Raw genomic sequence first — 1,364 nt, forward strand, 5'->3', positions numbered from 1 at the left:
TTTTTAGCCTACCTATGAGGGATTGAAACAGTGGTATGCTGTATTTCCTGACGGAAGTGCCGTATGTTTTTAGCCTACCTATGAGGGATTGAAACTTTTCTCTGCTTTGCATATCGAATCGCCTCCTAATTGTTTTTAGCCTACCTATGAGGGATTGAAACTTGATGACAGCATAAGCAACCAACTGACTGCTATTGCAGTTTTTAGCCTACCTATGAGGGATTGAAACTCGAGTGGCAAGCAGACACCCCCAGCATTGGAATAGTTTTTAGCCTACCTATGAGGGATTGAAACATTGAAGGCAATGAAAGAATTGGGTTTATATTAAAAGGTTTTTAGCCTACCTATGAGGGATTGAAACTTGGCTTGGCAACTTTTCTGCTATGGTGCAGCAGGTAGTGTTTTTAGCCTACCTATGAGGGATTGAAACGCGTGAAGAAGAACATCGCCGCCGCATGGAACGAATGTTTTTAGCCTACCTATGAGGGATTGAAACACGCCAAAAGCTTCGTGTAAACATCCAAATAGTTTTGTTTTTAGCCTACCTATGAGGGATTGAAACATTATAAATCATAACTTCACTTTCTCAGTTGCTTTTTGTTTTTAGCCTACCTATGAGGGATTGAAACTGGGTATTGGACGGCACATTTGCGCTTGCACCTGACCCAGTTTTTAGCCTACCTATGAGGGATTGAAACTAGATAAATGCTATGAAGCTAACAAAGATAACTACAGTTTTTAGCCTACCTATGAGGGATTGAAACTTTCCCACCTTTCCACTCTTGCCAAGGTATTCAAAAGTTTTTAGCCTACCTATGAGGGATTGAAACTGGCAAAGAATTGTGGCAAATTCCCAAAGAAGCAGCGTTTTTAGCCTACCTATGAGGGATTGAAACACGAGAGTATCGAAGTCATACATTTTCGGTTTCCTCCGTTTTTAGCCTACCTATGAGGGATTGAAACGGTTTAAAATCCTCGCATTCTTCATGCTCTTTCCGGTTTTTAGCCTACCTATGAGGGATTGAAACGGATGTAACGTCACTTTGAAAGGCTCATCTTCTGGAGTTTTTAGCCTACCTATGAGGGATTGAAACTAAACTCTTGTATTTCTTTTTCGTCGTTGCTTTCGACGTTTTTAGCCTACCTATGAGGGATTGAAACCCATTACCCGCGGTATGGGCGAGGACATTATTCGAGTTTTTAGCCTACCTATGAGGGATTGAAACTGCCCCTTTCACCTCCCTTCCAAATCACATGTATTGTTTTTAGCCTACCTATGAGGGATTGAAACTTATCTCGGCTACTCCTTTTACGCCGTCTTTTACATGTTTTTAGCCTACCTATGAGGGATTGAAACTTTACTG

The 1,364-nt window shown here is 41.3% G+C and carries 1 CRISPR repeat array.

What is annotated here, in order from left to right:
* Positions 1-65 precede the first annotated feature (65 nt).
* Positions 66-1,357: a CRISPR direct-repeat array (repeat unit 30 nt; unit sequence GTTTTTAGCCTACCTATGAGGGATTGAAAC).
* Positions 1,358-1,364 lie beyond the last annotated feature (7 nt).

Origin of the sequence: Caldanaerovirga acetigignens, assembly GCF_900142995.1 — a bacterium.
Lineage (GTDB): Bacteria > Bacillota > Thermosediminibacteria > Thermosediminibacterales > Thermosediminibacteraceae > Fervidicola > Fervidicola acetigignens.